26 protein-coding genes are annotated in these 26,605 nt (G+C 71.3%); 14 read left to right on the forward strand and 12 right to left on the reverse strand.

Going from position 1 to position 26,605, the window contains the following annotated elements; all coding sequences use genetic code 11:
- Window positions 1-41 precede the first annotated feature (41 nt).
- A complete protein-coding gene (locus tag IFT36_RS06265; protein WP_173153194.1) occupies window positions 42-1,157 on the forward strand; it encodes an FUSC family protein in 1,116 nt (371 codons plus the stop codon).
- Between the two features lie 51 nt (window positions 1,158-1,208).
- Here IFT36_RS06265 and IFT36_RS06270 read toward each other — a convergent pair whose 3' ends face one another.
- Window positions 1,209-1,985, reverse strand: a complete 777-nt coding sequence (locus IFT36_RS06270; RefSeq protein ID WP_056043213.1) for a hypothetical protein — start codon at window positions 1,983-1,985, stop codon at window positions 1,209-1,211.
- Between the two features lie 41 nt (window positions 1,986-2,026).
- Between IFT36_RS06270 and IFT36_RS06275 the strand changes: the two genes are divergently transcribed.
- Window positions 2,027-2,770 (forward strand): phosphoglyceromutase, encoded by a 744-nt coding sequence (locus tag IFT36_RS06275; RefSeq protein WP_056043208.1) that lies wholly within the window; start codon window positions 2,027-2,029, stop codon window positions 2,768-2,770.
- A 95-nt stretch (window positions 2,771-2,865) separates the two neighbouring features.
- On the opposite strand, the gene IFT36_RS06280 is transcribed toward IFT36_RS06275, so the two are convergent.
- On the reverse strand, window positions 2,866-3,399 hold the full coding sequence (locus IFT36_RS06280) for a P-loop nucleotide/nucleoside kinase family protein (RefSeq protein WP_200412676.1): 534 nt from the start codon (window positions 3,397-3,399) through the stop codon (window positions 2,866-2,868).
- 95 nt (window positions 3,400-3,494) lie between these two features.
- Window positions 3,495-4,148: a phosphate signaling complex protein PhoU gene (phoU, locus tag IFT36_RS06285; protein WP_043597221.1), complete on the reverse strand. Its 654-nt coding sequence runs from the start codon at window positions 4,146-4,148 to the stop codon at window positions 3,495-3,497.
- 238 nt (window positions 4,149-4,386) lie between these two features.
- On the opposite strand from phoU, the gene IFT36_RS06290 reads away from it, so the two are divergent.
- Together IFT36_RS06290 and IFT36_RS06295 are read left to right on the forward strand one after the other, a co-directional pair.
- The gene (locus IFT36_RS06290; RefSeq protein ID WP_200412677.1) at window positions 4,387-5,580 is read left to right on the forward strand and encodes a sensor histidine kinase; all 1,194 of its coding nucleotides are present in this window, start codon (window positions 4,387-4,389) and stop codon (window positions 5,578-5,580) included.
- 13 nt (window positions 5,581-5,593) lie between these two features.
- Entirely contained in the window at window positions 5,594-6,274 is a 681-nt protein-coding gene (locus IFT36_RS06295) for a response regulator transcription factor (protein ID WP_056043202.1), read from the forward strand.
- 129 nt (window positions 6,275-6,403) lie between these two features.
- Here the strand turns inward: IFT36_RS06295 and IFT36_RS06300 are convergent, their stop codons facing one another.
- Window positions 6,404-6,970 (reverse strand): hypothetical protein, encoded by a 567-nt coding sequence (locus IFT36_RS06300; RefSeq protein WP_200412678.1) that lies wholly within the window; start codon window positions 6,968-6,970, stop codon window positions 6,404-6,406.
- Window positions 6,971-7,136: 166 nt separating this feature from the next.
- On the opposite strand from IFT36_RS06300, the gene IFT36_RS06305 reads away from it, so the two are divergent.
- Genes IFT36_RS06305 through rlmB form a run of 4 tightly spaced genes read left to right on the forward strand, consistent with a single transcriptional unit; the run spans window position 7,137 to window position 11,395 of the window.
- Window positions 7,137-7,619 (forward strand): CarD family transcriptional regulator, encoded by a 483-nt coding sequence (locus tag IFT36_RS06305; RefSeq protein WP_043597211.1) that lies wholly within the window; start codon window positions 7,137-7,139, stop codon window positions 7,617-7,619.
- Window positions 7,609-8,937 (forward strand): 2-C-methyl-D-erythritol 4-phosphate cytidylyltransferase, encoded by a 1,329-nt coding sequence (gene ispD / locus IFT36_RS06310; protein ID WP_200412679.1) that lies wholly within the window; start codon window positions 7,609-7,611, stop codon window positions 8,935-8,937. Before IFT36_RS06305 ends, ispD begins: the two co-directional genes overlap by 11 nt.
- Complete coding sequence (cysS, locus tag IFT36_RS06315; RefSeq protein ID WP_173153182.1) at window positions 8,934-10,352, forward strand: cysteine--tRNA ligase; 1,419 nt, start codon at window positions 8,934-8,936, stop codon at window positions 10,350-10,352. Before ispD ends, cysS begins: the two co-directional genes overlap by 4 nt.
- On the forward strand, window positions 10,349-11,395 hold the full coding sequence (gene rlmB, locus IFT36_RS06320; RefSeq protein WP_200412680.1) for a 23S rRNA (guanosine(2251)-2'-O)-methyltransferase RlmB: 1,047 nt from the start codon (window positions 10,349-10,351) through the stop codon (window positions 11,393-11,395). The genes cysS and rlmB overlap by 4 nt, the downstream gene beginning before the upstream one ends.
- A gap of 74 nt (window positions 11,396-11,469) precedes the next feature.
- Here rlmB and IFT36_RS06325 read toward each other — a convergent pair whose 3' ends face one another.
- Together IFT36_RS06325 and IFT36_RS06330 are read right to left on the reverse strand one after the other, a co-directional pair.
- Entirely contained in the window at window positions 11,470-12,771 is a 1,302-nt protein-coding gene (locus tag IFT36_RS06325; protein WP_056043184.1) for a DUF4032 domain-containing protein, read from the reverse strand.
- A gap of 142 nt (window positions 12,772-12,913) precedes the next feature.
- Window positions 12,914-14,014, reverse strand: coding sequence for an ABC transporter ATP-binding protein (locus IFT36_RS06330; protein WP_043597318.1), 1,101 nt, complete (start codon window positions 14,012-14,014; stop codon window positions 12,914-12,916).
- 273 nt (window positions 14,015-14,287) lie between these two features.
- Between IFT36_RS06330 and IFT36_RS06335 the strand changes: the two genes are divergently transcribed.
- Window positions 14,288-15,250 (forward strand): DsbA family protein, encoded by a 963-nt coding sequence (locus tag IFT36_RS06335; protein WP_056043182.1) that lies wholly within the window; start codon window positions 14,288-14,290, stop codon window positions 15,248-15,250.
- Here IFT36_RS06335 and IFT36_RS06340 read toward each other — a convergent pair.
- Complete coding sequence (locus IFT36_RS06340) at window positions 15,247-15,798, reverse strand: metallophosphoesterase family protein (protein WP_159827637.1); 552 nt, start codon at window positions 15,796-15,798, stop codon at window positions 15,247-15,249. The two genes, IFT36_RS06335 and IFT36_RS06340, sit on opposite strands and share 4 nt — an antisense overlap.
- Window positions 15,799-15,992: 194 nt before the next feature.
- On the opposite strand from IFT36_RS06340, the gene IFT36_RS06345 reads away from it, so the two are divergent.
- The 3 genes from IFT36_RS06345 to IFT36_RS06355 all read left to right on the forward strand — a co-directional run bounded on the left by IFT36_RS06345 (window position 15,993) and on the right by IFT36_RS06355 (window position 19,869).
- The gene (locus tag IFT36_RS06345) at window positions 15,993-17,126 is read left to right on the forward strand and encodes an AI-2E family transporter (protein ID WP_159827634.1); all 1,134 of its coding nucleotides are present in this window, start codon (window positions 15,993-15,995) and stop codon (window positions 17,124-17,126) included.
- A 303-nt stretch (window positions 17,127-17,429) separates the two neighbouring features.
- A complete protein-coding gene (locus IFT36_RS06350) occupies window positions 17,430-19,307 on the forward strand; it encodes an MDR family MFS transporter (RefSeq protein WP_200412681.1) in 1,878 nt (625 codons plus the stop codon).
- Window positions 19,288-19,869: a MarR family winged helix-turn-helix transcriptional regulator gene (locus IFT36_RS06355; protein WP_173153175.1), complete on the forward strand. Its 582-nt coding sequence runs from the start codon at window positions 19,288-19,290 to the stop codon at window positions 19,867-19,869. The genes IFT36_RS06350 and IFT36_RS06355 overlap by 20 nt, the downstream gene beginning before the upstream one ends.
- 173 nt (window positions 19,870-20,042) lie before the next feature.
- Here IFT36_RS06355 and IFT36_RS06360 read toward each other — a convergent pair whose 3' ends face one another.
- On the reverse strand, window positions 20,043-21,086 hold the full coding sequence (locus tag IFT36_RS06360) for an NAD(P)-dependent alcohol dehydrogenase (RefSeq protein ID WP_192118933.1): 1,044 nt from the start codon (window positions 21,084-21,086) through the stop codon (window positions 20,043-20,045).
- A 171-nt stretch (window positions 21,087-21,257) separates the two neighbouring features.
- On the reverse strand, window positions 21,258-22,199 hold the full coding sequence (locus IFT36_RS06365; RefSeq protein ID WP_307785046.1) for an ROK family protein: 942 nt from the start codon (window positions 22,197-22,199) through the stop codon (window positions 21,258-21,260).
- Window positions 22,200-22,281: 82 nt separating this feature from the next.
- On the opposite strand from IFT36_RS06365, the gene IFT36_RS06370 reads away from it, so the two are divergent.
- Window positions 22,282-23,205: a carbohydrate kinase family protein gene (locus IFT36_RS06370; protein WP_200412683.1), complete on the forward strand. Its 924-nt coding sequence runs from the start codon at window positions 22,282-22,284 to the stop codon at window positions 23,203-23,205.
- A 48-nt stretch (window positions 23,206-23,253) separates the two neighbouring features.
- Here IFT36_RS06370 and IFT36_RS06375 read toward each other — a convergent pair whose 3' ends face one another.
- The 3 genes from IFT36_RS06375 to IFT36_RS06385 form a co-directional block, all read right to left on the reverse strand.
- Entirely contained in the window at window positions 23,254-24,261 is a 1,008-nt protein-coding gene (locus tag IFT36_RS06375) for an NADP-dependent oxidoreductase (protein WP_056043162.1), read from the reverse strand.
- Window positions 24,262-24,428: 167 nt separating this feature from the next.
- Window positions 24,429-25,325, reverse strand: a complete 897-nt coding sequence (ypfJ, locus tag IFT36_RS06380) for a KPN_02809 family neutral zinc metallopeptidase (protein WP_200412684.1) — start codon at window positions 25,323-25,325, stop codon at window positions 24,429-24,431.
- Between the two features lie 27 nt (window positions 25,326-25,352).
- A complete protein-coding gene (locus IFT36_RS06385) occupies window positions 25,353-25,790 on the reverse strand; it encodes a DUF5997 family protein (RefSeq protein ID WP_043597192.1) in 438 nt (145 codons plus the stop codon).
- A gap of 33 nt (window positions 25,791-25,823) precedes the next feature.
- On the opposite strand from IFT36_RS06385, the gene IFT36_RS06390 reads away from it, so the two are divergent.
- Window positions 25,824-26,549 (forward strand): LysR family transcriptional regulator substrate-binding protein, encoded by a 726-nt coding sequence (locus IFT36_RS06390; RefSeq protein ID WP_200412685.1) that lies wholly within the window; start codon window positions 25,824-25,826, stop codon window positions 26,547-26,549.
- The last annotated feature ends 56 nt before the right edge of the window (window positions 26,550-26,605 follow it).

Genomic DNA, 26,605 nt, shown 5'->3' on the forward strand with positions numbered 1-26,605 from the left:
GCCGCTGACGGCCTGGTGACGCGGTGCACCCGGGCCCGGTCGTGACCGGGCCGACGCGCGGCGGCGGGCTGCGACGCGGCTGGCACCGCGCCTCCTCGTCCTTCGACGTGCGCGACGCGACGGCGCGGACGATCGCGTCCGGTCCGGCGATCGTCCAGATCGTGCTCGCCGTGGCGGGGGCCTACGCCATCACGCACTACGGACTCGGGCACGCGATCCCCCTGCTGGCCGTGACCGTCACGATCTCGTCACTCGGCCTGGCCCGTGACGCCCGTCCGCGTCGGGTGCTCGAGAACGCGGTCGGCGTGCTCATCGGCATCGCGCTCAGCGAGGTGCTGCTCATGGTGGTGGGCAAGGGGCTGTGGCAGATCGCCCTGGTGCTGTTCGTGACGCTCCTCGTCGCCCGGTTCTTCTCGTCGAGTAGCGCCTTCGCCGCGGCCGCCGCGACCCAGTCGATGCTCGTCATGCTGCTGCCCGACCCCGACGGCGGGGCGTTCGTCCGCAGCATCGACGGCGCGGTCGGGGGAGCGGTGGCGTTGCTCGTCACGGCGATCGTGCCGCGCGACCCGGTCGGCCTGGCCCGCCACGACGCCCGGCGCCTGTTCGACGAGCTCGACCGGGCCTTCGCGGCGCTCGTCGGCGCCCTCCGCACCGACGACGCCCCGCGGGCCGACGACGCCCTCGAGCGGTTGCGGTCGACCCAGCCGGTGCTCGACGACTGGTCGTCCACCCTCGAGTCCGCCGAGTCGATCGCGCGGCTGTCACCGTTCCTCCGCTCCCGGTTGCCCGACCTGCGGCAGCAGGCGACGGTCCGGCGCTACGTCGACCTCGCCGTGCGCAACCTGCGCGTGGTGGCGCGACGGCTCGACACGCAGCTCGGCGACGGCGTCGACCGGTCGGCGCTGGCCGACCTCCTCGAGTCGACCTCGCGCGCGGTCGCCGTGCTGGGCCGGTCGGTGCACGACGTCGAGCAGCGGCCCGTCGCCCGTGAGGCCCTGTCGGCCGTCGCCCGTCGACTCGATCCCACGGTCGTGCTGCCCGGGGCACCCGTGACCGAGGCGATGGTCGTGCTGATGCTGCGCCCGCTGCTCGTCGACCTGCTCATGGCCACCGGCCTGGACCACGACGAGGCCCGAGGCCGACTCGCCCACGTCTGAGGTGACCTGCCCCAACTCGACCCGACCCGACCCGACCGGGCTCGCCCCGGCTCAGTCGCGAGGCGTGACGGCGGCCCAGGGCAGCGAGAGCTCGCCGAGCCGCCAGCGGGACCGCCCGCCGAGCACCGGCCAGCCCATGTCGCGGAGCCCCTGCACCGTCGCGAGCCACCGTTGGACCGGCCCGTAGACCGAGAGCGGGGCCGCCACCGCCCACTGCCGGTCGAGGTCGACGAGCAGGTCGTGCACGCGCTCACCCGGCACGTTGCGGTGGATCAGGGCCTTGGGCAGCCGTTCGGCCACGATCGAGGGCAGCTCGAGCCCGGCCAGGCGCAGCGAGATCGTGAACGTCGTGGGCCCCTCGGGGGTCACGTCGATCCAGCTCGCGACCCGCCCCACCTCGTTGCAGGTGCCCTCGACGAGGACGCCTCCGGGCTGCAGCCGGCCGGTCATCAACGCCCAGGCGTCGGCGACCTGCGACTCGTCGTACTGCCGCAGCACGTTGAACGCCCGGATCACCGCCGGCCGCCGGTCGCCGTCGAGCGGCACCTCGAAACCGCCCCGCCGGAAGCTCACACCCGGCCGCGCCGACAGGCTCGCCAGCCGGACGCGCTCGGGCTCGATCTCGATGCCCACGACCTCGACGTCGTCTCGCACCTTCAGGAGGCGCTGGTGCAGTTCGAGAGGAGTCGTCGCGCTCGCCCCGTACCCCAGGTCGACGACGAGCGGGTCGTCCGCCCGCCGGAACGACGGGTGCGCGGCGATCCAGCGATCGACGCGGCGCAGGCGGTTGGTGCCGGTCGTCCCTCGCGTGACGGAACCGATGGGCATGAGCCAAGTCTGCCATCGGGCCGTCGCGATACGCTGGCGGCATGACTTCGACCCTCATCCTCCTGCGTCACGGCAACAGCGAATGGAACGCGAAGAACCTCTTCACCGGATGGGTCGACGTGCGGCTCACCGAGCAGGGCCGCGCCGAGGCCAAGCGGGCCGGCGAGCTGCTGCGCGAGGCCGACCTGCTGCCCGACATCCTCTACACGTCGCGCCTGACCCGGGCGATCCAGACCGCCGACATCGCGCTCGACGAGGCCGACCGGCTCTGGATCGACGTCAAGCGGTCGTGGCGACTCAACGAACGCCACTACGGCGCCCTGCAGGGCAAAGACAAGGCCCAGACGCTCGAGCAGTACGGGCCCGAGCAGTTCCAGACCTGGCGTCGCTCGTTCGACGTGCCGCCGCCCCCGCTCGACGACGACAGCGAGTTCTCGCAGGCGCACGACAAGCGCTATGCCGAACTCGGCATCGACGCGCCGCGCACCGAATCCCTCGCCCTCGTCATCGAGCGCATGCTGCCCTACTGGCACAGCGACATCACCGAGAGCCTGGCCGCCGGTGACGTCACCCTCGTCGTCGCACACGGCAACTCGCTGCGCGCGCTGGTGAAGCACCTCGACGGCATCGGCGACGACGAGATCGCCGAGCTGAACATCCCCACGGGCATCCCGCTCGTCTACGAGCTCGACGATGACTTCGTGCCCACCGGCCCGGCCCGCTACCTCGACCCCGAGGCCGCCGCCGCCGGTGCCGCCGCCGTCGCGAACCAGGGCAAGAAGTAGCGCTTCCCGACGTTCCCGCGCCCCGCGCCCCGTTCTCGGGGCGTGGGGCGCTTCGGCGTCCGGCACCCCCGGCACCCCAGGGTTCGGGGCGGTCGTCAGACGAACCGCTCGCTGATCTGCACCACCAGGTCGTCCATGTCGACGGGTGCGCTCGTGTCGACGCGGATCACGGGCCAGTCGCCGAGTGGCTCGGCCGCGGCGGCCCACGTCGGCCACGAGGCCCGGGTCGATTCGACCGTGCCGTGGGCCGGGTGCCGACCGCCGGCCGCGAGCCGGTCGACCACGCGCTGCAGCGCCGTGTCGGGGTCGACGTCGCACCACACCTCGACCGTGCGGGGCGACCCGGCACGCTCGACGCCGGCCCGGGCGAACTCGAGGTCGCGCTCCCGGTGCCAGAAGGCGTCGACGACGACGCCCGCCTCGACCTCGCCCGCCATCGCCCAGACGGTGTCCATCGCGATGCCACCGAGGGCCTCGGGGGCGATCATCGGCCCGGCCAGGTCGACCAGCGCCTCCTTGACGGGGTCCTTCGCGAGCAGCGGGCACCCGAGCACCCCGGCGAGCGTGGCCGAGAGGGTGGTCTTGCCCGATCCGGGCAGACCGTTGACGAGGATCGCGACTGAAGCCATACCCCCATCCTCGCGGACGACGCAGGCCCCGAGAGAACGCAGGAGGCGCGGTGCCCGTCGAACGGTCACCGCGCCTCCTGTGGTCCGAGGGTCGATCAGACCTCGGGCGCGACCCAGTCGCCGGTCGCGAGGTACTGGACCTTCTTGGCGATCGAGACGGCGTGGTCGGCGAAGCGCTCGTGGTAGCGCGACGCGAGGGTGGAGTCGACCGTGTCGACGGCCGCGCCCTTCCAGGTCTCGCCGAGCACCTTGTCGAAGACGCTGAGGTGCAGCTCGTCGATGCGGTCGTCGTCGTTGCGGATCTCTTCCGCCAGGCGGACGTCCTCGGTCGTGAGCAGCTCGGTGAGCTTGTTCGCGATGGCGACGTCGAGCTCGCCGAGCTCTTTGAACGTCGGACGCAGCGACTTGGGCACGACCTTCTCGGGGAACCGGTAGCGGGCGAGCTGGGCGATGTGCTCGGCCATGTCGCCCATGCGCTCGAGCGAGGCGCTGATGCGCAGCGCGCTGACCACGATGCGCAGGTCGCGGGCGACCGGGTTCTGGCGGGCCAGGATGTCGATGGCCAGCTCGTCGAGGGCGATGGCGCGCTCGTCGATCTTGTCGTCGTCGGCGATGACCTGCTCGGCCAACGAGACGTTCGACTCGTTGAAGGCCGTGGTCGCGTTCGCGATCGAGACGGCGACGAGGCCGGCGATCTCGACGAGACGCTCCTGCACCTCCAGGAGTTCCTGCTGGAATACCTCGCGCATGTCGTGTTCGACCCTCTCGTCGTGGGGGCTCGGTGGCCCTGGGAGCACGGTGGCTGTGAGCGACGTGCGGGTCGCACGGTCGGCTCGTGACGTGGGGCAGAGTCGCCCGCACAGTCCCGACGATGGTCTCCGGTGAAGGTTAACGACCGGTGATCACCGCCTGAACTCTGACCAAAGTACAGCGGATGGGACGACCTCCCGTTCATCCGCCCGCCGGGGGGTCACTACTGTGAACGACATGGAATCCGCCTGGCTGGTGCCGTTGTCGCTGGCCTTCGGGGTCGTCGTGGGCGCCGCGATCGTGGTGGTCGTCGTCTCGGCCCACCGACGAGCCGTTCGCGCCGCGGCACTCGTCGACGTCGCCCTGCCCGACGGCATCGACGCCGTGCTCGACGCACTCGAGTCGGCGGGCCTCGTGGTCGACCCGTCGGGCAACGTGCTCAAGGCCTCGGCGGCGGCACGTCAGCTCGGCCTGGTCTCGGCCCAACAGCACCTCGTGCACCCCGAGGTCGAGACGATCGTGGACGCGGTGCGTCGGCACGGCGACCCGGTGGTCGAAGAGCTCACCCTGCCGCGCCTGCCCGGCAGCGAGGCCACCATCGCCGTGCACGTGCGGGCTGCCGCACTCGGTGGACGATTCGTGCTGGTGCTCGCCGAGGACCGCACCGAGGGGCGTCGGCTCGACGACATGCGCCGTGACTTCGTCGCGAACATCAGCCACGAGCTCAAGACGCCGATCGGTGCCGTCGGCCTGCTCGCCGAGGCGCTCGAGTCCGCGTCGTCCGACCCCGAGCAGGTGCGCCACTTCGCCGCCCGGCTGACCCGAGAGGCCGGCCGCCTCGGCCGCCTCACGCAGGACATCATCGAGTTGTCGCGTCTGCAGGCGACCGACGCCCTCGAGACCAGCGAGTCCATCGACGTGCGCCACGTGGTCGACACCGCCGTCGACCGCAACCGCGTGGGTGCCGAGGCGAGGGGCATCGACCTCGTCGTCCGGGGTGGCAAGCACGCGCACGTGATCGGCGACCAGGCGATGCTCGTCACTGCCGTCGACAACCTGGTCGCCAACGCGATCAACTACTCGCCGGACGGTTCGCGGGTCGGCATCGGCGCCACCCTCGACCAGGCCGGCGTGGTCGAGATCTCGGTGACGGACCAGGGCTACGGCATCCCCGACGACGAGCTCGACCGGGTGTTCGAGCGGTTCTACCGGGTCGATCCGGCCCGCTCGAGACGGACCGGCGGCACGGGACTCGGACTCGCCATCGTGAAGCACGTGGTGCAGAACCACGGCGGCGACGTGCGCGTCTGGTCGCAGGTCGGCAAGGGGTCGACCTTCACCCTGCGCCTGCCGGCGGCGGACGTCGACCCCGTCACCCGATCGATCCCGACCACGGCCGCCTCGGCACCCGAGCACCAGGAGACACGATGACCATGGAGACCCGATGACCCACATCTTGATCGTCGAGGACGAAGAGTCCCTCAGCGAGCCGCTCGCCTACATCCTGCAGCGCGAGGGCTACCAGGTGAGCGTGGCCGAGGACGGCCCGGCCGCCGTCGCGGCGTTCGACAAGACCGGTGCCGACCTCGTGCTGCTCGACCTCATGCTCCCGGGCATCCCGGGCACCGAGGTCTGCCGCGTGATCCGCACCAGGTCCCAGGTGCCGATCGTCATGCTCACCGCCAAGGACAGCGAGGTGGACATCGTGGTCGGCCTCGAGCTGGGTGCCGACGACTACGTCACGAAGCCGTACTCGACCCGGGAGCTGCTCGCCCGCATCCGGGCCGTGCTGCGCCGCCGCGTCGACCCCGATGACCTGTCCGACTCGATGCTCGAGGCAGGCGACATCCGAATGGACGTCGAGCGTCACGTGGTGACGGTCCGCGGGGACGACGTCGCCATGCCCCTCAAGGAGTTCGAGCTTCTCGAACTGCTCATGCGCAACGCCGGTCGCGTGCTCACCCGCGGTCAGCTGATCGACCGGGTCTGGGGTTCGGACTACTTCGGCGACACCAAGACGCTCGACGTGCACATCAAGCGCATCCGCTCGAAGATCGAGGCCGTGCCGTCCGAGCCGAAGGCGCTCGTGACGGTGCGCGGTCTCGGCTACCGCATCGAGGCCTGATCCCGAGGGCGGGCCGTCGGCCCGTCCCCACCGCGCCGACGGCCCCGAGGAGGCGCGGTGTAGGGAGTACGCGAGAGGCCCGGCACCGCACTCGGCGGGCCGGGCCTCTCGGCTGACGTGGGGGAGACGCTACGGCGTCGGCGACGAGGAGGGTGCTTGCTGCGTCGCCTCGGGCAACGGCGTCGACGACGGCGTGGCCTCGCCGGAGGGCGTGGGCGAGGGCAGCAAGGTGGCGTACTCGCCCAGCGCGCCCGTGAGGACGGGCACGACGAACGACTTGCCGGTCTCGGTGCCGTACTGGACGAAGATCGTCACGAGGGCACCCGGGTCCGAGTCGAGGGACTCCATGAGGAACTGGTCCTGACCGGGCTCGGTGCCCAGCGAGACCTGCGACGAGCCGTCGACGTCGACGGTCTGGGTCTTCTTGCCGTCGGTCGTGGGGTACTCGAACGAGACCTCGGCGGCCTCGTCGCTCGTGTTGAGCACGACCATGCTGAGGCTGGCGGTGCCGCCGTCGCCCTCGCTCGCGGTGAGGGCGATCGCGTTGCGCACCTGGATGTCGCCCACGTTGACGCTCGTGCCGTCGCTCGCGTCGTACTGCTTGGTGGTGGCCTGGGGGCTGATGAAGTTGCAGCCGGCGGCGGTCAGGACGACCACGGCACCGACGGCGGCGGCCGAGACGAGCCGCGTCGTCAAGCCACGCGACTTCAGGGTTGGGGCTCGCACAGGTGTCCTCCAGGATCAGCGTCACGACAAACGTACGTCGTCTAGCTTATCCGCGCCCGCAGGGGTCGGTTCCTTAGGGCAGCCTTACCAACGACGGCTTATGGTATCCTGGGTGTCGCAGAATGGAGCCTGATTCATGCAGTTCGAGGTCGGCGAGACCGTTGTATACCCGCATCACGGGGCAGCGACAATCTCAGAAGTCAAGAAGCGGATCATCAAGGGCGAAGAGAAGCTGTACCTCAAGCTTCGCGTCACCCAGGGTGATCTGACCATCGAAGTACCCGCAGACAACGTCGACCTGGTCGGCGTGCGAGACGTCATCGGCAAAGAAGGGCTGGACCGCGTCTTCGACGTGCTCCGCGCCCCCTTCACCGAAGAGCCGACCAACTGGTCGCGCCGCTACAAGGCGAACCTCGAGAAGCTCGCCAGCGGTGACGTCATCAAGGTGTCCGAGGTCGTCCGCGACCTCTGGCGTCGCGATCAGGACCGTGGCCTCTCGGCCGGCGAGAAGCGCATGCTCGCCAAGGCTCGTCAGATCCTGATCAGCGAGCTCGCGCTCGCCGAGAAGACCGACGAAGAGAAGGCGTCGAGCGTCCTCGACGAGGTCCTTGCGTCCTAGCACTCCCGACGACCGCTCGGTCGACGACGGTGGGGTCCACACCCCGTCCGCCGCCGGTCGGGCGGTCGTCGTCGTTGCGGCCGGAAGCGGCACGCGCCTCGCCCTCGGCAAGCCGAAGGCCTTCGTCGAGGTGGCCGGGCGCAGCATCCTCGAGCGCTCGCTCGACGCCGTCTTCGCCTCGGCCGTGCCGACGCAGGTCGTCGTCGTCGTGCCCGAGGCGCTCGTCGACGAGTCCCGCACCCTCGTCGACGCCCTCGCCGGCCCGGCCCGTGGCTACGCCTCCGTCGTCGTCGGCGGTGCCACCCGCCAGCAATCGGTCGCCGCCGGCCTGACGGCCCTGGGGCCCGACGTCGAGACCGTGCTCGTCCACGACTGCGCCCGGCCGTTCACGCCCACCGCCCAGTTCGACCTGGTCGCGACGACCGTCGAGGCGAGCGGTGACGGCGTCGTCCCGGGGCTGCCGGTCACCGACACGATCAAACGCGTCGACGCTGACGCCGCCTTCGTCGTCGACACCGTCGACCGCAGCGAACTCGTCGCCATGCAGACGCCGCAGGGGTTCCCGCGCGCCGCCCTCGACCACGCCTACGCGACGGCGTCCGTCGAGCACACCGACGACGCGGCGCTCTTCGCCGCCGCCGGTCACCGCGTCCGCGTCGTGGCGGGCGACCCCGTGGCCTTCAAGATCACCACCCCGTGGGACCTGCGCCGGGCCGAGACGATCGTCGCCGAGAGCGAGGCGACCCGGCCGGGTCCCGAGGCGAGCGGTGGACCGGCCCCGCGCCTCCTGACCGGGGTCGGCACCGACGTCCACGCGTTCGACGCGGCCCAGCCGATGCACCTCGGGCTGCTGCACTTCCCGGGCGAGGCGGGCCTCGCGGGCCACAGCGACGGCGACGCGGTCGCCCACGCGATCGTCGACGCCCTGCTCTCGGCCGCGGGCCTCGGCGACATCGGGTCGAGCTTCGGCACCGACGACCCCCGGTTCGCCGGGGCGTCCGGCGACGTCTTCCTCACGGCGACCCTCGAGCTGCTCGCGGCGGTGGGGGCCGCTCCGGTCAACGTCGCCGTCCAGGTCGTCGGCAACCGGCCCCGGCTGTCCTCCCGCCGCGTCGAGATGCAGGCGGGGCTGACGCGCGTGGTCGGCGCCCCCGTGAGCGTGTCGGCCACGACGACCGACGGGCTCGGCTTCACCGGTCGGGGCGAGGGCGTGGCCGTGATCGCGACGGCACTCGTCACGCGCGACGGGTCGTCCACGGGCCACGGGGCGTCCCCGGGCGACGCGACCGAAGCCGCGTCAAATAGGCTGATCACGTGACCATCAGGCTCTACGACTCCCGTCAGCAGACGCTCGTCGACTTCGTCCCGCTCGTGCCCGGCCAGGTCGGGCTGTACGTCTGCGGACCCACCGTCCAGTCGTCGCCCCACATCGGGCACCTGCGCTCGGCCCTGGTCTACGACCTCTGGCGTCGGTGGTTCACCTACCGTGGCCTCGACGTCACCCTCGTGCGCAACGTCACCGACATCGACGACAAGATCCTCGCGCTGGCCGCCGACACGACCGAAGAATGGTGGGCGCGCGCCTACCGCTACGAACTCGAGTTCACCGCCGGCTACCAGGCGCTCGGCATCCTGCCGCCGACCTACGAGCCCCGGGCGACCGCCAGCGTCAGCGAGATGCAGCAGATCATCACGACGCTGCTCGAGAAGGGGCACGCCTACGTCGCCCCAGACGGCTCGGGCGACGTCTACTTCGACACCGCCGCCTGGCCGACGTACGGTGCCCTGACCAACCAGTCGATCGACGACATGGCACCCGCGGCCGACGCCGACCCGCGGGGCAAGCGCGACTCCCGCGACTTCGCCCTCTGGAAGGGCCACAAGGCCGACGAGCCCGAGTCCGCCTCGTGGGCCTCGCCCTGGGGTGACGGGCGACCCGGCTGGCACATCGAGTGCTCGGCGATGTCGGCCCGCTACCTCGGCGAGGCGTTCGACATCCACGGCGGCGGGCTCGACCTGCGGTTCCCGCACCACGAGAACGAGCTGGCGCAGTCGACCGCGGCCGGCATGGGCTTCGCCTCGTACTGGATGCACAACGGCCTCGTCGCCGTCGAGGGCCAGAAGATGTCGAAGTCCCTCGGCAACTCCATCTTCGCCGCCGACTTCCTGGCGCAGGCCCGTCCCGTCGTCGTCCGCTACTTCTTCAGCGCCGCGCACTACCGGTCGACCATCGACTACCACGAGGGCGCGCTGCTCGAGGCCGAGGCAGCCCTCGACCGCGTCGAGACGTTCCTCGAGCGGGCTCAGCGTCGCCTCGCCGACACGCGCTTCGCCGGGGTCGGTGCCCGGGTCGTGCCCGACGAGTTCGGCGAGGCGATGGACGACGACCTCAACGTCCCCCAGGCCGTGGCCGTGCTGCACGACACGGTGCGCGCCGGCAACGTGGCCCTCGACGACGGCGACCTCGACACCGCCGCGCGCTCCTGGCAGCACGTGGCCGCCATGGTGGCCGTGCTCGGCATCGACCCGACGGCGCCCGAGTGGCGCGCCGGTGACGAGGTCGACGCGCACCGCGCGCTCGGCACGCTCGTCGACGTACTCTTGGCCGAACGCCAGCAAGCCCGGGCCGATCGCGACTTCTCGCGGGCCGACGAGATCAGAGGCGTCCTGACGGGCGCCGGCATCACCATCGAAGACACCCCCAGCGGGTCGCATTGGAGCCTCGAACAGTGAAGAACACCAGCGGAGCACGCAAGGGCCGTCCCGGCAGCAGTGCCGTGCGTCAGGGCAGCAAGGGCAAGCAGGTCGGCAGCGGCGGCCAGGGGCGCCAGGCGCTCGAGGGCAAGAAGCCCACCCCCGCGGCGGAGGACCGCCCGTACCACCCCGCGGGCAAGGCCAAGGCGGCGCGCGAGCGACTCGAGGCGGCTCGTGGTCGTGGCGGAGCCGGCCCCCGTGCCGGGTCGCCGATCGCCGGTCGCGGCGGACCGGACGCCCCCCGTCGCCGCCCCAAGTCGGCCGACGACCACGAGATGGTGACCGGTCGCAACTCCGTCGTCGAGGCCCTGCGGACGCGCATCCCCGCCACGACGCTCTACATCGCCGCCCGCATCGAGATGGACGAGCGCACGAAAGAGATCCTGCAGCTCGCCACCCGCCGCGGCCTGCCGATCCTCGAGGTCATGCGCCCCGAGCTCGACCGCATCACCGGGCACGACTCCGTGCACCAGGGCGTCGCGATCAAGGTGCCGCCGTACGAGTACGCGCACCCCGTCGACATGCTCGAGGCCGCGGTCAAGCGCCAGCAGAAGCCGCTCTTCGTCGCGCTCGACGGCATCACCGACCCGCGCAACCTCGGAGCGATCATCCGCTCGGTGGCCGCGTTCGGCGGGCAGGGCGTCATCGTCCCGCAGCGTCGTTCGGTCGGCCTGACGGCGTCGGCCTGGAAGACCTCGGCCGGTGCGGCCGCGCGCATCCCCGTCGCGATGGCGTCGAACCTGACCCAGACCCTCAAGTCGTTCAAAGAGCAGGGCGTGTTCGTCGTGGGCCTGGACGGTGACGGCGACGTCATGCTGCCGGGGCTGGAGCTCGCCGACCGCCCGATCGTGGTCGTCGTCGGCAGCGAGGGCAAGGGCCTGTCGCGCATCGTCGCCGAGACCTGCGACGCGATCGTGTCGGTGCCGATCACGGGTGCCGTCGAATCGTTGAACGCCGGCATCGCGGCGTCGGTCACGTTGTACGAGATCTCGAAGCTCCGCGCCGAGCGCAAGAAGAAGTAGCGAGGGCGCCCGCGAGACGCGGGGCCTCGAGGAGGCGCGGGTCGGCTGGTCGCCGGCCCGCGCCTCCTGCGTTCTCAGACCTTGCTGCGCCAGTCCTCGTCGGCGTCGGCCTCGTCGGCCTCGAGCTGGGCGGCCTCGGGCAGCGTGAGGGACTCGGTCGCGGGCTCGATCACCATCTGCTCGTCGCGACGGTGGCGCAGCACGTCGTTGATGTACGAGGTGAGGGCCTCGGCGATCGGCACGTCACGGTTCTCGGCCTGCGACTGGTACCAGCGGTGCTCGAGCAGCTGGTGGAAGACCTCGGCGGGTTCGAGCCGTCCGCGCAGGTCGCGGGGGATCGAGCGCACGACGGGCTCGAAGACGCGCGAGGCCCACTCGTGGGCGATCATCTCTTCGTCAGAGTCCGACTGGTCGGTGCGCATGCGGTACGCGTCGAGGTCGTTCAACAGGCGACGGGCCTGGTTCTCTTCGACGTCGAGGCCGGTGAGTCGGAGCAGGCGGCGAGAGTGGTGCCCGGCATCGACGACCTTGGGCTGGATCTTGACCTGGCTGCCGCCCTCGGCCGTCTTGATCGCCAGTTCTTCGATGTCGAAGCCGAGGTCGTTCAGGCGCTCGACGCGGTCGTTGATGCGCCAGCGCTCCGAGCTGTCGAAGGTCTCGGCCCCGGTCAGTTCGGTCCAGAGGCTGCGGTACGCGGCGACGATGCCGTTGCTCACGTCGACCGGGTCGAGGTTGTCGTCGAGGCGACCCCCGGCCTCGAGGTCGAGCAGTTCGCCGGCGATGTTGACGCGGGCGACCTCGAGGTCGTTCTCGCGCTGCCCGTTCGAGAGTCCGCCCGGGTAGAGCTTGCCCGTCTCGGCGTCGACGAGGTACGCCGCGAACGCACCGGCGTCCCGGCGGAAGAGCGTGTTCGACAACGACACGTCGCCCCAGTAGAAGCCGATGATGTGCAGCCGGACGAGCAGGAGGGCGAGCGCGTCGACGAGGCGACGAGCCGTGTCGGGGCGCAGCGTCTGCGAGTACAGCGCCCGGTAGGGGAGCGAGAACTTCAGGTGCCGTGTGACGAGCACAGGGTTCAGCGGCGACCCGTCGGCGTCCTGGCGGTTGGTGATGACCGCGAGCGGGTCGACGCACGGGATGTCCATGCGCTGCAGCGTGCGCAGCATCTCGTACTCGCCGCGGGCCATCTCGCCCGACGTCTCCTTGATGGCGATGACGAAGCCGCTGAGGTGCGCGAACCGGACGAGGTGGCGCGAGATGCCCTTGGGCAGGGTCGCGATGGCCTCGTCGGGCCACTCCTCGAGCGGGAGGGCCCAGGGCAGGTCGAGCAGCGCCGGGTCGGCCGTGGCCGAGGTGATGTTGAGGGAGTCGGGCATGAGGGCCTCTCGTGCGGGGGAGCGCCGCCTGAGGCGAGGCGGCGGGGTGGTTCGGGAGGCGCGGGGCCGGAACGCGGGACGGCCCGCCGGGCCGATCGGAGGAGTGCTCCGAGCGGACTCGACGGGCCGACCCGACGGGGTGCTACGCGCTGACGACGGCCTTGTCGCCGAGGCGCTCGCCGCTCTCGGTGTCGAAGACGTGCACGTGGTGCGCCTGCGGGGTGACGTAGATCGTCTCGCCCAGCTTGGGGTGGTTGCGACCGTCGACGCGGACGACGACGTCGACGCGGTTGCCGTCGACCTCGGTGTGGCCGTAGAGGTACCCGTCGGCGCCGAGCTCTTCGACGACGTCGACGGTGACCGCGAGGCCCTCGCCGGTCGTGTTGACCACGACGTCCTCGGGACGCACGCCCACGGTCACGCTCTTGCCGTTGGCCTGGCCGACGGTGTCGCGGTCGACCGCGGTGACGGCGGTGCCGAACTGGATGCCACCGTCGACGACGTCGGCGGGCAGCAGGTTCATGGCGGGCGAGCCGATGAAGCCGGCGACGAAGACGTTCTGCGGCTTCTCGTACAGGTCGCGCGGCGTGCCGACCTGCTGCAGGACGCCGTCCTTCAGCACGGCGATGCGGTCGCCCATGGTGAGCGCCTCGGTCTGGTCGTGCGTGACGTAGACCGTGGTGACGCCCAGTCGGCGCTGCAGCGACGCGATCTGGGTGCGGGTCTGCACGCGCAGCTTGGCGTCGAGGTTCGACAGCGGCTCGTCCATGAGGAACACCTGGGGCTGACGCACGATGGCGCGGCCCATGGCGACGCGCTGACGCTGACCACCCGAGAGGGCCTTGGGCTTGCGCGAGAGGTAGGGCTCGAGGTCGAGCAGCTTGGCGGCCTCGAGGACGCGGGTGGCCCGCTCTTCTTTGCCGACGCCGGCGATCTTCAGGGCGAAGCCCATGTTCTCGGCGACCGTCATGTGCGGGTAGAGCGCGTAGTTCTGGAAGACCATCGCGATGTCGCGGTCCTTCGGCGGGACGTCGGTGACGTTGCGGTCGCCGATGTAGATGTCACCCGAGTTGACCTCTTCGAGGCCTGCGAGCATGCGCAGGGTGGTCGACTTGCCGCAACCGGAGGGGCCGACGAGCACGAGGAACTCGCCGTCGGCGACCTCGAGGTCGATGCCGTCGACCGCGGCGCGGGTGCTGCCGGGGTAGAGACGAGTTGCCTTGCTGAACGTGACTGACGCCATGATCTTCTCCTTCACCGGCAGGTACGTGCCGGACGATCCGTTGTGAATGGACGGTGATCAACCTCAGAGGTCTGCGGTGACCACCACCGATCAGCATGCCATGAAAATCTCTCGGATCGCCACGGGAGCGCCTCTTCTCCACCCGCTCTCGCCCGCGCCTGGCGGACTTCTGCCAGGCTCGCCTCGTACCATGTTTCGTGGCCACGACTCGTGGCGACCGTCCCCACCACCCGCTCGACGCGACCATGCGAGGCCGTCGCGCACCGGAGCCCCATGACTGACCTGAATCCCGACGACTCGTCGTTGACCAAGAACCAGCGGCGCGCGGCGGCCCGCCAGAAGGCCCAGCTGGCGCGCCAGAAGCAGAAGCGGCGCCAGCGCGCGGGCAAGTGGGCGCTGCAGGGCGGTCTCGCCCTCGTGGTGATCGCGATCGTCGTCGGCGTCGTGCTGGTCATCACGAACAGCATCCGCCCGGCCGGCCCCGGCCCCGCCAACATGGCCAGCGACGGCATCAAGATCGGTCAGGGCTTCGAGGCCGTGCAGACCGGGGCCCTCGGCCCCGACGACGAGCCCACGGCGTCGGCGTCCACGGCGTCGAGCGACACGGTCGACATCGTCGTCTACCTCGACTACCTCTGCCCCATCTGCGGCGAGTTCGAGCAGGCGAACAACGACTACATCAGCGGCCTCGTCGAGTCGGGGGCGGCGACGGTCGAGTACCACCCGGTCGCCATCCTCACGAACCAGTCCCTCGGCACGAAGTACAGCAACCGGGCGGCCAACGCGGCGGCCTGCGTGGCGAACTACTCGCCGAACTCGTTCTTCGACTTCAACACCGCGATGTTCGAGCAGCAACCCGAAGAGGGCACGCGCGGTCTCGACGACTCGCAGCTCGCCGACATCGCGACCGGCGTCGACGGGGTGACGAAGGCGAGCGACATCACCAGGTGCATCGACGACGACGAGTTCGGTTCGTGGGTGACGGCGGCGACCCAGCGGGCCATCGACGGTCCCTTGCCGAACAGCGACCTCGACGCCCTCACGGGCACGCCGACGGTCCTCGTCAACGGGCAGAAGTACGACGGCAGCCGTCCGTTCACGGTGCAGGAGTTCCGCAGCTTCGTCGTGACGGCGGCCGGCAACAGCTACACCGAGTCGGGTACGGCCAGCCCGGCGCCGACCCCGACCGAGTCGGCTCCTGCCGAGTCGGCCCCGGCCGAGACACCGGCCGGCTAGGTCGTCATGCGGGGGTGCGGGAGCACCCCCGTGCGGTCCCGGGCGGCCACGGGCAGCTCGTGCAGCACCACGTCGCGCACCTCGCCCGCGTCGAGGGTCAGCGTGAGGTAGGTGGCGTGGGGCTGGCGACGGCGGTCCGTGGGCGACCCCGGGTTCAGCAGGCGCAGGCCCGCCGGGGTCGTCGTGTCCCACGGGATGTGGCTGTGCCCGAACAGCAGCAGGTCGGTCTCGGGGAAGTCGCGGTCCATTCGTCGCTCGCGCGCCTCCTTGGCTCCCGTCTCGTGCACCACGGCGAGGCGCACGCCCTCGATCGTCGTGCGGGCCACCTCGGGCAACCGGGCGCGCAGCGCGTCGCCGTCGTTGTTGCCCCAGACCCCGATCAGGAGGCGCGCGCGGGCCTCGAACTCGTCGAGCAGCGGTTCGCCGGTCCAGTCGCCCGCGTGCACGACGACGTCGGCCCTCTCGACCGCGGTCCACACGGCACCCGGAACGGCCTTGGCCTTCTGCGGCACGTGGGTGTCGGACACGACGAGGACGGAGGTCGGCATGCCTCCCACGCTAGGCGCGCGTCGGGTCGCGGGGGCACCGATCCGGCCCGATATTCTCGTGACGGGGTTGGCTGTCCTAGTCGGGCCGATCACCCCCGACGCCTCCGTCGGCGCACCGGCACGCGGCCGTGCCCGGCCGTGCCCTTCCCGGCGCCCCTCTCGACCCCCGCACCCCCAGAAACGAGGACGACACCGTGGCACTCTTCCGCAGCCAAGAAGCCGAGGTGGCCAAACAGGACGCCGCCGTCCGGCACTCCCTCTGGGCCGACGCGTTCGGCACGCTCGCGACGCGCGCCGTGCAGATCATCGCGGTGCTCGTCGTCGCGATCGGCGTCATCTACGTCTTCCTCAGCCTGAGCCTCGTCACCCTGCCGGTGCTGCTCGCGCTGATCTTCGCCTCGGCCATGCTGCCGGTCGTCGCCTTCCTGCGGCGCCACAAGGTGCCCTCGGTGCTCGCGACCCTGATCTGCCTCTTCGCCGTGTTGATCATCCTCGGGCTCGTCGCCTGGCTGATCGTCTGGGCCGTCGAGAGCCAGGCCAGCTCGCTCGCCGACTCGGCCACCTCGGGCTTCAACAAGCTGCAGGACTGGGTCACGACCCTTCCGTTCTCGATCAGCGACCAGCAGATCGACGACGTCCGCAACACGGCCGTCGACTTCGTGACGAGCTCGCAGTTCGGTTCGGGCGCACTCGCCGGCGCCTCGGCCGTGGGCAGCTTCGCGACGGGCCTCGTGCTGATGATCGTCGTGCTGTTCTTCTTCCTCAAGGACGGCCCGGCGATCTGGGAGTTCCTGCTGCGCCCGTTCAAGGGTGAGAACTACGCCCGCGCCCGTCGCATCGGCGACAAGACGGTCACCACCCTCGGCGGCTACGTGCGCGGCACGGCGACGGTCGCCGCCGTCGACGCCATCGGGATCGGCGTCGGCCTCTGGATCGTGGGCGTGCCGCTGGCCCTGCCGCTCGCGGTCATCGTGTTCCTGACGGCGTTCATCCCCCTCGTGGGCGCCACGGCCGCGGGCATCCTCGCGGCGCTCGTCGCCCTCGTCGCACTCGGCCCCGTCCAGGCGCTGATCGTCGTCGGCATCGTGGTCGTCGTGAACCAGCTCGAGGGCAACTTCCTGCAGCCGGTGCTGATGGGCCGCACGTTGCAGCTCCACGGCCTCGTCATCCTCGTCGCCCTGACCGCCGGCACGATCCTCGGCGGCGTCGTCGGGGCCGTAATCGCCGTGCCGCTCATGGCCGTCGTCTGGGGCATCACCCAGGTCTGGAACGGCGACCACCAGCCGGCCGAGATGTTCCGCCAGAAGCGGCCCGAAGAGGTCCGCTAGCGCTCACGGGCGAGGCAGGCCCCGCAGGAGGCGCGGTGCGAGGACGACTCGCACCGCGCCTCCTGCGCGTCCGCGGTCGAGAGCCCCCCTCGCGCGGGCGTTCGAGAGAAATGTGCAGAAACTGCACTCAAATGGTTGCGGATCGTCAACGAAAGCGTATGGTTGACATTCGGCAACCAACGGACCCGGCCAACGGCGGTCAGTCCTCACCATCTCGAACCACCGGAGCGCACCTTGTCGCAGACCACGACCGCCGCGGGCACGAAGCCCGCGGCACCTCACGAACCGGGCGAAGCGCCCGGCATGAGCCACCGCGAAGTCCTCACGGCCCTGTCGGGCCTGTTGATGGGCATGCTCGTGGCGATCCTCTCGTCGACCGTCGTGTCGACCTCGCTGCCGCGCATCGTCAGCGACCTCAACGGCAGCCAGACCTCGTACACCTGGGTCATCACCGCGACCCTGCTGGCCACCACCGTCAGCACCCCGCTGTGGGGCAAGTTCAGCGACCTGACGAACCGCAAGGTGCTGCTGCAGGTCGCCCTCGTGCTGTTCGTGCTCGCCTCCGTCGCCGCGGGTTTCTCGCAGAACACCGCGACGCTGATCACCTTCCGCGTCTTCCAGGGGCTCGGCGCCGGTGGCCTCACCGCACTGGTGCAGGTCGTCATGAGCGACATCATCAGCCCGCGTGAGCGCGGCCGCTACATGGGCTACCTCGGCGCCGTAATGAGCGTCGGCACCATCGGCGGGCCGCTGCTCGGCGGCGTGCTCACCGACTCGATCGGCTGGCGCTGGAACTTCTTCGTCGGCGTGCCCGTCGGCGTCGCCGCCCTCATCGTCATCCAGCGCACCCTGCACCTGCCCCCGAAGCCCAAGAAGGCCGTCGTCGTCGACTACTGGGGCGCGGGCCTGATCGCCGGCGGCGTCTCGCTGCTGCTCGTCTGGGTGTCGCTCGGCGGCAAGCAGTTCGACTGGAACTCGACCACCAGCTGGCTGATGGGCGTCGGCGCGGCCGTCCTGCTCGCGCTCGCCGTCGTCGTGGAGTTCCGCTCGAAGGAGCCGATCATCCCCCTGACGCTCTTCACGAACCGCACCTTCACCTTCGCGGTGATCGCCTCGCTCAGCGTCGGCGTCGCGATGTTCGGCACCAGCGTGTTCCTCGGCCAGTACATGCAGCTCGCGCGCGGCCAGTCCCCGACCATGGCCGGCATCCTGACCCTGCCGATGGTGCTCGGCCTGCTGATCTCGTCGATGGTCGCCGGTGCGCTCATCTCGAAGTACGGCAAGTGGAAGCCCTACATGATCGTCGGATCGGTCCTGCTCGCCGCCGGCCTCTTCCTCATGTCGACCATCGAGTACGACACGAACTTCGCCATCGTCTCGGTCTTCATGGCCATGATGGGGCTCGGCATCGGCATGGTTATGCAGAACCTCGTCCTCGTCGTGCAGAACTCGGTCGACGTCAGCGTCGTCGGTGCCGCCTCGTCGAGCGTCGCGTTCTTCCGCAGCCTCGGCGGCACGATCGGCGTCTCGGTCATGGGCGCCGTCCTCGGCACCAAGGTCTCGGGCTACATCACCGACGGACTCACCGACGCCGGGGTCGACCCCAGCGCGCTCGGCAGCGGCGGCTCGACGAGCATCCCCGACCTCAGCACCGTGCCCGGCCCGATCCGGACCATCATCGAATCGGCCTACGGTCAGGGCGTCGCCGACGTGTTCCTCATCGCGGCGCCGCTGGCGATCATCACCATCGTGTTCGTCTGCCTGCTGCCCAACGTCGAGCTCGGCACCAAGACCGGCCTCCAGCGTGCGGCGGCGAAGACGGACGACCCGGCGGACGGCGCTGCCTCGGCCTCGGCCTCGGTCGAGCACGACGGAGGCGCGGCTCCGGTCGACGCGAATGCCGCGTCCCCGGCCGCCAAGGGAGCCGCGGCCACGGCCGGCCTGGCCCCCGCCGTGTCGAGCGCCCCGGCGACGGAGTCGACGCCGGCACCGGTCTCGCCGATCGACGAGGGCCAGCGCCGTCACCACAGCCACACGACGACCGCCACCGGTACCATCGACACGATCATCGCGACGGGCGCCGCCGAGGTGGCAGGGCACCCGGTGCCCGCCGACGAACTGGCCGAGAGCCCGGTGTTCTCGTCCCTGGTCGAGGAGAAAGATGTCGCAGCCGACCGTTGACGGCCAGCCCGAGGGTGCGGTGCTCGACGCGCCGCGCCCCTCGGGGGGCGACCCTGCCGACCAGGCCGCACCGCACCTCCTCGAGGCCGCGGGGCAGGCCGCACCGCACCTCCCGGGTCCCGACGACGACGGCCGCGAGGGCCTCATGGCCGGCGTGGTCGACGAGATCGGCTCGATGATGGTCGAGGCCAAACGCACGATCGCCGCGGCGGCGTCGCGCTTCGACCCGGACGTGCCCCCCACGGCCTTCTACGTGCTGCGGTACGTGATGAAGCACCAGCCGTGCAGCGCCGGCGACATCGTCAAGGCGATGGCGATGGACAAGAGCGCGGTCAGCAGGCAGGTAACGCTGCTCCGCGAGGCCGGGTTCGTCGACGTGGTGCCCGACGCGGCCGACGGTCGTGTCATGACCCTGCGCAGCACCGAACGCGCCGAGAGCCGCATGCTCGAGGTGCGGCACGAGAACCGCGCCGTGTTCCGCAACCACGTCGAGGGCTGGTCCGACGACGAGCTCGCCGAGTTCGCCGGTTGGCTTCGTCGGTTCAACACCCCCGCCGGGTAGCGGAGCCGGCGGACGTCTGCTGGTGCCGACCCCCGACGGGCGAGTTCGTCGGAGGGGGGCTGCCGTGGTCGCCCGCCGTCCCCGGGGTCGCCCGTGGTCGTGCCCGTCCGCCCTCAGCATCGACGAAGGCCCCCTCCCGTGACGGGAGGGGGCCTTCGTGCCTGCGGCGGGTGCTAGATGGTCGCGGTGTCGATCACGAAGCGGTAGCGGACCTTGCTGGCGACGACGCGCTCGTAGGCCTCGTCGACCTCGTCGGCGCCGATCGTCTCGATCTCGGCGCCGATGTGGTGCTCGGCGCAGAAGTCCAGCATCTCTTGCGTCTCGGGGATGCCGCCGATGTTCGAGCCGGCGAGGCTGCGACGGCCGCCGATCAGCGACCCGGCGCGGAACGATTGCGGGTTCTCGGGCAGGCCGACGAACACCATCGTGCCGTTGAGGCGCAGGGTGCGGGCGTAGGCGTCGATGTCCATGTCGGCCGAGATCGTGTTGATGATCAGGTCGAACGAGTTCTTGAGCTTTCCGAAGGTCTCGGGGTCGCTCGAGGCGTAGTAGTGGTCGGCGCCGAGCTTGAGGCCGTCCTCCTGCTTGGACAGCGTCTGGCTGATGACGGTGACCTCGGCGCCCATGGCGTGCGCGATCTTGACGGCCATGTGGCCGAGCCCGCCCATGCCGACGACGGCGACCTTCTTGCCGGGGCCGGCACCCCAGTGCTTGAGGGGCGAGTAGGTCGTGATGCCGGCGCAGAGCAGCGGCGCTGCCTCGTCGAGCGCGATGCCCTCGGGGATCGACAGCACGTAGTTCTCGTCGGCGACGATCTGCTTGGCGTAGCCGCCGTAGGTGGGCTCGCCCGAGTACTGGCGGCCGTTGTAGGTCGCGACGTTGCCCTTGACGCAGAACTGCTGCTCGCCCGCGAGGCAGTTCTCGCACTCGCGGCAGCTGTCGACGAAGCAGCCGATGCCGACGCGGTCGCCGACCTGGTGCTTGGTGACCTCGGAGCCGACCTCGGTGACGATGCCGGCGATCTCGTGGCCGGGCACCATCGGGAAGATGGCCTTGCCCCACTCTTCGCGGGCCTGGTGGATGTCGCTGTGGCAGATGCCGGCGAACGCGATGTCGATCTGGACGTCGTTCGGGCCGACGTCGCGCAGTTCGACGGTGGAGTGCTCGAAGGGGGCGCCGGCGGACGGCGTGAGCAGGACGGGGACGGTGGTGGGCATGAGATGACCTCTCTGCGAGTGGTGGTGCGGTGGTGGTGCGCGCCCCGAGGGCGCGACGGACTCCGACGACGTTGTGGGATGCAACCCAGCCTAGGCCGGGCCGCCGACGACCGTTCCCAGAGAAGCGACCGACCCCGGGAGGCGCGGGTCACCGACCGCAGGAGGCGCGGCTCAGCCGAGCAGCTCGGCCCGCCACACGAGCGCGGCGGCCCCGACCAAGGGGCTCTCGTCGCTCAGGCCCGAGCGGACGACCCGGACGCGACGGGCGTACTCGTTGACCGGCGCCTCCTGGACCGTGGCCCGGACCAGGTCGAGGTAGTCGTCGCTGACGCGCGAGAACCCGCCGCCGATCGCGACGACGTCGAGGTCGAGCAGCGTGGTGACCGACGAGACGGCCTCGCCGACGGCGTTGGCCGAACGGCGGACGGCCGCGACGGCGATCTCGTCGCCCGCGACGTAACCGGCCGCCAGGTCTTCGCCGCGCTCGCCCTGCCAGCCCTGCTCGCGGGCCCAGGCGACGACGTTCGGGCCCGAGGCGATGACCTCGAGGGTGGCCGCCCAGGCGTTCTCGCCCGCGGGGCGGTCGGCGATCTGGATCTGGCCGATGTGGCCGGCGTTGCCCGTGCCGCCCGAGAGCAGGCGGCCGTTGACGATGAGGCCGCCACCGACGCCGGTCGAGACGGTGATGGCCAGGGCGTTGTCGGCGCCCTGGGTGGCACCGACCCAGTGCTCGGCGAGGGCGAGGCTGACGCCGTCGAGCCGCAGGGTGACGGGGGCGGCGTCGGGCAGGGTCGAGGCCGCGAGGGCCGCGACCTGCTCGCGCAGCGGGTAGCCGCGCCAGGCGTGCAGGTTGATCGGCGACACCGTGCCGTGCACGAGGTCGACCGGCCCGGCGCTGCCGATGCCCGCCCCGACGAGGGCGTCACCGTCGGGCAGGGCGTCGAGGGCGTGCGCGACGACCGCGCGGACCGCCTCGGCGAGTTCGTCCGACGTCGACCCGGCACCGGTGGGGCGTCGGTCGCGACTGCCGTCGAACAGGGTTCCGTCGGAGGCGACCAGCGCCGCCTCGACCTTCGTTCCGCCCACGTCGACGGCCAGTGCGTAATCGGTCACGTCGGCCAGCGTAGCGGGGGAGTGCGACCCGACCGCGTGCCGCAATAGGGTGGCTGCCGGCACGCTGACGAAAGGCACCCCCATGGACACCACCGACGGTCGGGTCGCCGTTCTCGGCGACGCCCTCATCGACGAGCTCCGCACCGATTCCGGCTCGACCGACCACGTCGGCGGGGCCGGCCTCAACGTCGCCGTGGGGCTCAGCCGCCTCGGCGTCCCCACGACGCTGCTCGCCTCGATCGGCGACGACGGCGACGGCGAGTCGATCCGCGCCTTCCTCGCCGAGCACGGCGTCGAGCTCGTCGCGACGATCAACCCCCTCGGCACCGGCCGGGCGGTCTCGCTGCGGGTCGACGGCGAACCGAGCTACGTCTTCACCGACGCGGCCGTCGCCCGCGGTCTCGACTTCTCGCCCGAGCAGCTCGCCGTGCTCGACGCCGCCCCCGTGGTCGCCGTCAGCTCGTACCCGTTCGACGACGCCCCGCTGACCGATCGCTTGCTGCGCGTGGTCGGCACCGACCCCGTGCGGCTGGTGGTCGACCCGAACCCGCGGCCGGGGTTCCTGCCCGGTGGGGCGGCCCAGATCGCCGACTTCGCCGCCGGCTTCGAGCGGGTCGCGGCCTCGGCCCTGCTCGTGAAGATCGGTGACGACGACGCCGAACTCGTCGCCGGGCGCTCGCTCGACGACTGGCAGGAGGCGCTGCTCGCGGCGGGCACCGGGGGAGTGCTCGCGACGCGCGGCTCGGCCGGGGCGAGCCTGGCGCTCGGAGCGTCGGCGGACGGGACGGACGGCACCGCCCTCACGCGGGGCATCTCGTCGGCCGAGGGCGAGGTCGTCGACACGATGGGGGCGGGCGACGCGACCTTCGCGTCGATCGTCGCCTCGCTGCTCGCCGAGCGGCGCGAACCCGGCTCGGTCGACTGGTCGGCCGCCCTGGAGCGGGCCATGGACGTGGCGGCGGCGACGGTCAGGGCTCCGGGGGCGTTGTTGCGGCTGCCCAGCTGACGCCGGCCGGGTGTGCCGACCCGCGCCTCCTGCGCTCTGTCGGTGCGGTTAGCCGAGCGACTCGGCGACCGCCCGCGCCTTGCCCGACAGGTACCAGTGCGAGCGTGCACCGGTCTCGACCGGCTGCATGCCCACGACGACCTTGCCGCGCGAGTGCTGCTCGGCGAGGTCCTCGAACGCCTGGGCGATGTAGTCGAACGGGTAGAAGCCCGAGACGAGCACGCGCAGCTTGTTCTCGGCGATGAGCTTCGCGAGGGCCGAGAGGATCATCGCGGGTTCGGTGTCGTCGCGCTCGGCGCCGATGAAGCGGATCTCGCGCTCGAGGCGGTCCTCGCTCGAACTGAACCGCGCCGGCAGGACGCCGAGGTCGGCGCTGAGGGCCGGGTTGTCCCCGCCGAAGTTGTCGATGAACGCCGTCACGTGGCGGTCGGTGCCCGCGGCCTTGTCGATGCGCTCGCGCAGGCCCTCGCCGTAGTCGACGGGCACGACGCCGATCGAGCGCAGGTAGTCGTGGTTGCCCGGGCTGCAGGTGCCGATCACCTTGGCGCCGAGCTGCAGGGCGAGCTGGCACTCGATGTGGCCCACGCCACCCGCCGCGGCCGTGATCACGACGACGTCGTCCGGCCCGAGGTGCAGGCTGCGGACGGTGTCGTACGCGGTGGCTCCCGCCAGGTAGAGCCCTCCGGCGACCTCCCACGGGACGTGCTGCGGCTTGGGCACGACGGCGCTCGCCGGCACGGCGATGTAGGTGGCGTGCGCGCCGCCCCCGACCGCGTGGCCGATCACCTCGGCGCCGACCGAGAAGTTGCGCACCGCGGCACCGCGCTTCTTCACGATGCCCGCGAAGCACGAGCCCTCACGGGCCGGGAAGTCGAGGGGCAGCCGGTCGACGAAGTCTCCCTGCCGGATGAAGTTCTCGATGTGGTTGAGGCCCGCGCAGATCACCTCGACGACGACCTCGTCGTCGGCCGGTGTCGGCAACGGCTGCTCGACGAAGTGGAGCTGCGAGACGTCTCCGTACCCGTCGAACTCGATGGCCTTGCCCGGTCGTGCCATGACGTGCCTCCACTGCTGTCGTCGCGGCGGCGCCTGTGCCGTCGCGAGGGTGAGTGAAGTGTGCGCCCTCCGGGCCGCCCTCGCCCGGAAGCGCGCTTCGAGTTGCCTGGACGCACCGTGCCGCGGTGGCGGCGTCGACCGTCAGGAGGCGCGGGTCGGCCTCGTCGTCAGAGCTGGTCGGTCGGCACCGAGAAGGTGTCGCAGGCCGTCGCGCCCTGGCTGCGCCCGGTCTCGAACCACTTCTGGCGCTGCTCGGCCGAGCCGTGCGTCCAGGTGTCGGGATCGACCTGGCCGCCGCCGGCGGACTGGATGCGGTCGTCGCCCACCGCGGCCGCCGCGTCGAGCGCGTCGGCGACCTGCTGGTCGGTCACGGGCTCGAGGAACGTGGTGCCGTTCGCGTCCTGCACGGTGGACGCCGCGCCGACCCAGGCCCCGGCGTAGCAGTCGGCCTGGACCTCGAGCCGGATGGTGTCGGAGCCCGGGCCGGTGCCGCTGCGGTCGGCGCGGTCGAAGGCGCCGGTCAGCTGCTGGACGTGGTGGCCCCACTCGTGGCCGACGACGTACATCTGCGCGAGGGGGCCGCCGCTGGCGCCGAACTGCGACCGGAGATGCTCGAAGAAGTCGGTGTCGACGAAGAGGGCCTCGTCGGGTGGGCAGTAGAACGGGCCCGTGGCGCTCGTCGCCCCACCGCAGCCGGTGTCGGTCGAGCCGCTGAAGAGGAAGAAGTCGGGGGTGCGGTAGTCGGTGACACCGAGTGCCGGGGCCTCGGCGGCCCAGTACGCGTCGAGCGAGTCGGCCGCGCCGACCATGCGGCAGTCCACGCTGTCGTTGGCCTGCGCGCCGGTGGTGCACTCGGACGACAGGTCGCCCTCGCTGACCGGCTGGGCGCCTCCGCCGGCCGTCCCGCCGCCGAGCAACCCCGAGACGTCGACGCCGGTGACCTGACTGATGAGGAAGACGGCGATCAGGCCGACGATGCCGATGCCGGCGACACCCACCGTGCGACCGCGACCGCGTCGCTTGACCTTGCTGCCGTCGAGGCGCGCGTCGTCGTTGAAGGACATGTCGCCGACGGTAGCGCAGGGCGGGGGTCAGTGCCCTTCGGCGGCTTCTTTCGCCTCGCGCTCTTTGCGGAGCACCTCGCGGCCGGCGTTGCGCTCTTTCACGCGCAGTTCTTCTTCGCGCACGTCGGCGTGGATGCCGCGTTCGGTGCGGAGCCAGTCGGGCATCTCGTCGAGCAGGGCGTGGATCTCGTCGGTGGTCATGACGTCGTCGACGCCGGCCCGGGCGAGGCCGGAGGTCGAGATGCCGAGCTTCTGGGCGACGACGGGTCGCGGGTGGGGACCGGTGCGGCGCAGCTCGGACAGCCACTCGGGCGGGTTCGTGCTGAGCTCGGCGAAGGCCTCGCGCGTGACGGGGGCGGCCTGGAACTCGGCGGGCGTGGCCGGCAGGTACACCCCGAGCTTCTTGGCGGCCGTGAAGGGCTTGAGGGTCTGCGGCTGCTTGCCGGACGGCGCGTCGGAGGTCATCTGCCCAGGGTACCGGGCCGATACCCTCGACCCATGACGACCGAGCCGGCCCGCACCCCGTTCCGCATCGGGGTCGTGCCCGGCGTCACCCTGTCGAAGTGGTCGAGGCTCTGGGAGGAACGCCGTCCCGAGACCCCGCTGGCCTTCGTGCCGCTCGCCGACGCGGACGCGGTGCCCGCCCTCGACGACGCCCGGGGCGACGACCGGGTCGACATGGTCCTGGCCCGTCTGCCGATCGAGGTCGAGGGGTTGTCGGTCATCCGCCTCTACGACGAGCGAGCCGTCGTCGTCGTGCCCAAGGACCACGCCGTCACCGCGGCCGGCCTCGAGGACGAGGTCGAGGCCGCCGCGTTCGACGACGAGCATCGTCACGACCTCGACCCGTCCCTCTCGCTCGCCGATGCCGTCGCCGTCGTCGCGACCGGGGCCGGAGTCGCCGTCATGCCGCAGTCCCTCGCGCGATTGCACGCCCGCAAAGAGGTCACCTACCGTTACGTCGCCGATCTGCCGCCGACCACGATCGCGCTGGTCTGGCCCGAGGGCGAGCTCACCGACGACCTCGACGACTTCATCGGCGTCGTGCGGGGTCGCACGGCCCGCAGCTCCCGGTCGAGGAGGCGCGACGAGCCCGAGCAGGAGGCCCCGGCCCGCAAGGGGTCGGCTCCCGACCCGCGCGGGGCGAAACCGAAGCGCACGCCGTCGAAGGGCCGAGGGCCCCAGCGCGGCACCGGTCGCAGCCGACCGCGCCGAGGGCGCTGACCCCCTCGCCGACGGGCCGGCCGGTCTGCCAAGCTGGGCGGGTGTCGAAGGAGACC

It is taken from the genome of Frigoribacterium sp. CFBP 13605 (genome assembly GCF_014839405.1).
Classification (GTDB): Bacteria; Actinomycetota; Actinomycetes; order Actinomycetales; family Microbacteriaceae; genus Frigoribacterium.